The sequence below is a fragment of the Actinomycetota bacterium genome (assembly GCA_013152275.1).
In the GTDB taxonomy this organism is placed as follows: Bacteria; Actinomycetota; Acidimicrobiia; order Spongiisociales; family UBA4744; genus BMS3Bbin01.
In genome coordinates, this window is the sequence record JAADGS010000085.1 from 1 (window position 1) to 4625 (window position 4625).

Below are 4625 nucleotides of genomic sequence, written 5' to 3' on the forward strand. Positions count from 1 at the left end.
TCAACGGAATCAGAAAGAGGAAAGAGAAGCTCATGAGCAGGAACCCGATCTCCTCGAGCGCTATGAAGAGCCCTTGGGGGTTGTACTGCGTCAGTAGGGAGATGCCCTCCGTCTGTCCGGCAGAGAGACTGGAAGGTACGACGGAGAACTGGACGAAGTAGGTAGGTACGAGCACAGCCACGACGGCGACCGCCAAGCCGACTGCGACCTGACCGGCAATCGCCGAGCCTGTTCGCGTACGAAGGTTGTTGAGCGATGTTGTGAAGATTAGGTAGATGACGACCAGCCCGATCGCGAAGTACATCCACACGTAGTCACGAGGAAACCGGTCGAGCGTATCGAGATAGGGGTACTCGATGCAATCGCTTGGACAGTTCGATCCAGAGATCGGAACGGCAAACAGAGCCATGCCGAAGGTAACCGTCGTGATCGCAGCCATGGCCGCCGCCGCATACATCGCAAACCGGGTCGCTTCGCGCTCCTCGCTCATGCGGAGTCGACCTTCCTATCGTTTGAACACGCACCCGGTACGACGACCACGATACCAGCGATCACCCGAGCGCATGTCCGGCAATGCGATCACCCTGACGTGGCACGCCATCCCCTTGTTGACCAAGAGTTTCCGCAGCACGCCCGGAGGGACTCGAACCCCCAACCTTCTGATCCGTAGTCAATGCGGCAGGAGCGCGATACCCCTTGTGAATCGCCGAAACCCCTTGTGGTGGCTACGTTTTGCTTCTGAACGGTTCTCGTTGTTTCCCATCGATTCTCGACCTCTCGCGGCCCAGCCGCGGCCCAACGGCCGGGAACCTGTCTCAGGACTCGCCATAGGTAGCGTCGTACATTGGGATGTGTCATAGGTCACGACCGATACGCCGGCCCTGTCGGGCAGAAGTCGAACAAGGGTGTCGGTAGCGGCGCCCCACTCGAATGACCCACTGGGTTCCACGTAGGGCTCGGTAACCGCCTCCAGACTGAGCAAGAGCGTCACGGTCGACGGCGTAAGACGAACAACGCGGTGTTTGAGTCCACTCTCGGCAACCTGTGACGCTTCGGTCAAGGCCGCGACCAGCTCCGGTCCGTCGACAGCGACCTCTGACAGTTGAAGAGGCGACCCCGAGGTCAGTTCCCATCTGGTGAGCTCCGTCCCGTCGGGAGCCAGATGGACGATGGTTGCTGTGCCGTCCTGATCGAAGGAGGTCGAAAGAAGGCTGCCGTTCGAAAGCGGCCGGTCCCGAAGGGATCCCTCGCCGACATCTTCCAACCACACAGGAGGTGCGTTGCGAGGCTCGAGAGGGGCCACGTTGATCCAGAAGGAACCGTTGCCATCACGGCTGGAACCCCCGTAGACGATGTCCAGGTCGTCGCGCTGAACCGGTGGCGCAACGAGGTTGTCCGCTGAGTCGACCTGTGCGAACTGGAGGTCTTGCAGCTTGGGGCGACTCGGCCCGCCCGGGTGGCTGAATATCCCGACAAGAGTGATCCCGCCGTCGTAGACGTCGATGTCGAGCACGCGGGGGATCGGAAGGGCGGCCTCCGAGAACGAGTCGCCGTCAGCGAGCAACAGCCGTCCGTTGTTCGTGTCGACGATCGCCAACAGCTCACCGTTTGCAGCGAAACAGCACGGACCCCACACACCGGCACCCACAGCCAGGTCGCGAAAACAAACCATCCCGAACCCGGAACCGAAACCACTCGACCGGCAAATACACAGATGAGAGGCCGGTGAACGACCGGGCAAGAAAAAAACGGAGAGATCATGAAGCGGTTCATGATCGTCGTACTGGCGATGGCACTGTTGGTGGTGCTTGCTGCGGGGCCGGCGTGGGCGTACGGGTCGGAGAGCGGCAGAGTGTCGTGCACGAACAAGATAGCGGTGCATTCGAGGACAACACAGACTGCCTACATTCAGGTGCCAAGTGGATCGACAGTCAAGGTTTGGTACGACGGTGCAAGCCCAGTCACTCACACCTGGGCATCGCAGGTGTACGGACCCAACTCGTGGAGGGTGTTGAGCCTCGAGGGCACGGTGCACACTGCGGAGACGTACGCGTACTGTTGGGGCGAGTGACCAGAGTATGAGGTCCGAGGCCGGGTTTCGTGGTACCGCGGCGGCTGCGGCTGTGGGGTTGTTGGTGGCTGGATGTTCGGCCGGAGGCGTCCCTGCGCCGCAGCAGACGGGCACCTCGACAGCGTCCGTGGGCACGTCGACGGCCGTTTCCGCCACGGTTTCCCCGGGTGCCTCGGGTGTTTCGGACGGTCTGGTGCCTGCGAAGGATCCGTGGGCGCTTGCCACCGAGTACGGACTCGTGTCGCCCGACGGGGAGTACGTGGGCCCGACGGATGAGAACGGGGACCCGCTGCTGTTCGAACCGATCGAGGGGTATGGGGATTTCTCGGATCTGGACCGGTTCGATGTTGACACCTATGAGACGACTCGACTGGTCGTCGCGTGTGTGAATGATCATGGGTTCACAGTGACGCTCGACCCGGATGGTGGGGTCGGGTTCGGGGCGGTGCCTTCGGAACAGAATCAGCTTGCGTTCGCCATCGTGCTCGCCTGTGAGCACGGTTTGCATATCCGTGAGCCGGCGCCGCTTTCTACCGTGCAATTGGAGAAGATGTACGCGTACATGGTGGCGCTGGCGGGGTGTTTGGAGGCGCAGGGGTACTCGGTCGCGGACCCACCGTCGCTGGATGCCTACATGGATTCGCAGGGCAACTGGAACCCGTACGATGGCCTGTCGGTCGGGCTCGACGACTGGGTATCACTGAACCGGGCGTGTCCGCAGAACCCGGTGGGCGGGTACGGCGCCTGGGAGCCTGGCGACCCGATCGTTCCGATGCCATGAGTAGCCGGCGGGTTGCCGGGCTGGCGGTGTTCGTGCTGGTGGTGGCCGGCTGTGCGTCCACTGGTGGAGGCGCTGGGGACGTGTCGTCGACACCCGCGTCGACGGGCCTGCCGACGACGATCCGGCCGGCTATCACGTCGACGGTGCCAGGGGATCCGTCCTTGGCGGGTGTGCATGGTGTGGTGAGGATCACCGGAGGGCTGGTCGAGTTGGAGGAGGAGTGGGGGTTGCTGGATCCCGAAGGCGCCTACATCGGTCCGGTCGATGTGAACGGCAAGCCTCTGCTGCTCGAACCGATCGAAGGGTACGGCGACTTCTCGGACATGACGTTGCAGGAGCGATTCGACATGGACCCGAAGGTGAGGCAACGGCTGGTGTTGCGGTGCCTGTCAGACGTCGACCCGCGGTTCGCGCAACTGATCGCCGACACAGGAGACTTCAACTGGGGCAACCTGGCCGACCGGCTCTCACAGGTGGGGATGGCGGTGTACATCGCCTGCGACGAAGGGTTGCACCTGCCGTCGCTACGTCAGAAAGACTGGACCCCGGCGATGTGGCAGGAGGCGTACGAGTATGAGTTGGCACACGCAGACTGCATCGAGCACCAGACCGGCATCGACCTGGGTCCCCGGCTGACCCTCGACGAGTTCATCGCCGGCGTCCAACCGCTTCCGCCGGACAGCCCGTACTGGGAACTCGATACCGCGACGGTACGTCGTCTCGACCAGGTGTGTCCCTGGGGTCCCGTCGGCGGGTTTGGAGCATGGGACCCTGGTGATCCCATCACCCCGGCCCCATGACGCGGCGCAGACACCGCCTGGCAGTGGAGCCGCCGAGGGTCGACGCTTTCGTCGAGTCGTCGGGACGCAACCGGTACCCGTACGCGGACCTTCCGTATCAAGAGATGGTCGGTTTCGCCGACCCGGATCATCCGCCGCCCGGCCTGGAACGGGAGTGTCAGAAATACGGTGTATCTGCCTGTTGGTCTGAGATGCTGACCCGGCTTTGGGTTAGCGGAAAGGACAGGCAGTAATGGAAGCTACGAAGCCGGCGGTGAGAACGCCGGAGGACAAACAGCTCGCTGAGGAGTTTGTGGAGCGTGCCCGCGATGAGGGTGTGGATCTTGTTGGCCCTGGCGGGTTGCTGACGGGTTTGACGAAGAACGTGCTCGAGGCTGGTTTGGACGCCGAGATGTCTGAGCATCTCGGCTACGACAAACACGACCCGGCCGGGCGCGAGCGAGGTTCGAACTCGCGTAACGGCACACGCTCGAAGAGGGTGCTCACCGATGTGGGACCGGTTGCCATTGAGGTGCCCCGCGATCGGGACGGGAGTTTCGAGCCGCAGATCGTCAAGAAGCGGCAACGGCGCCTCTCGGGTGTCGATGAGATGGTGATCTCCCTCACCGCAAAGGGTCTCACCACCGGTGAAGTCTCGGCCCATATGGCAGAGGTGTACGGTGCTGACGTGTCCAAGGACACCATCTCGCCGATCACCGACAAGATGCTCGCCGAGATGAGCGACTGGCAGAACCGGCCCCTCGACCGGGTCTATCCGGTGATCTTCATCGACACGATGGTGGTCAAGATCCGCGACGGGCAGGTCACCAATCGTCCCGTGTACACCGCTATCGGGGTCACTGTGGACGGCGAACGGGACATTCTGGGACTCTGGGTCGGGAACGGTGGTGAAGGCGCCAAGTCTTGGCTCCAGGTCCTCACCGAGACCCAGGAACCGCGGGATCGAAGACCTCTGCATCGTCGCATGCGACGG

Annotated in this window: 5 protein-coding genes and 1 pseudogene; 4 read left to right on the forward strand and 2 right to left on the reverse strand. The window is 62.7% G+C overall.

Features of this window, described 5'->3' with window-relative positions; translation table 11 throughout:
- Together GXP34_13230 and GXP34_13235 are read right to left on the reverse strand one after the other, a co-directional pair.
- Positions 1-490, reverse strand: a 490-nt coding sequence (locus GXP34_13230) for a hypothetical protein (protein ID NOY56928.1), incomplete at its 3' end; no start/stop codon positions are given.
- 180 nt (positions 491-670) lie between these two features.
- Positions 671-1672: a hypothetical protein gene (locus tag GXP34_13235; protein NOY56929.1), complete on the reverse strand. Its 1002-nt coding sequence runs from the start codon at positions 1670-1672 to the stop codon at positions 671-673.
- Between the two features lie 87 nt (positions 1673-1759).
- Here GXP34_13235 and GXP34_13240 point away from each other — a divergent pair, with 87 nt between their 5' ends.
- The 4 genes and pseudogenes from GXP34_13240 (at position 1760) to GXP34_13255 (ending at position 4625) form a co-directional block, all read left to right on the forward strand.
- Complete coding sequence (locus GXP34_13240; GenBank protein NOY56930.1) at positions 1760-2071, forward strand: hypothetical protein; 312 nt, start codon at positions 1760-1762, stop codon at positions 2069-2071.
- Positions 2072-2078: 7 nt separating this feature from the next.
- A complete protein-coding gene (locus GXP34_13245; protein NOY56931.1) occupies positions 2079-2852 on the forward strand; it encodes a hypothetical protein in 774 nt (257 codons plus the stop codon).
- A complete protein-coding gene (locus GXP34_13250) occupies positions 2849-3652 on the forward strand; it encodes a hypothetical protein (GenBank protein NOY56932.1) in 804 nt (267 codons plus the stop codon). The genes GXP34_13245 and GXP34_13250 overlap by 4 nt, the downstream gene beginning before the upstream one ends.
- Before the next feature lie 232 nt (positions 3653-3884).
- A pseudogene (locus tag GXP34_13255) lies at positions 3885-4625 on the forward strand (IS256 family transposase).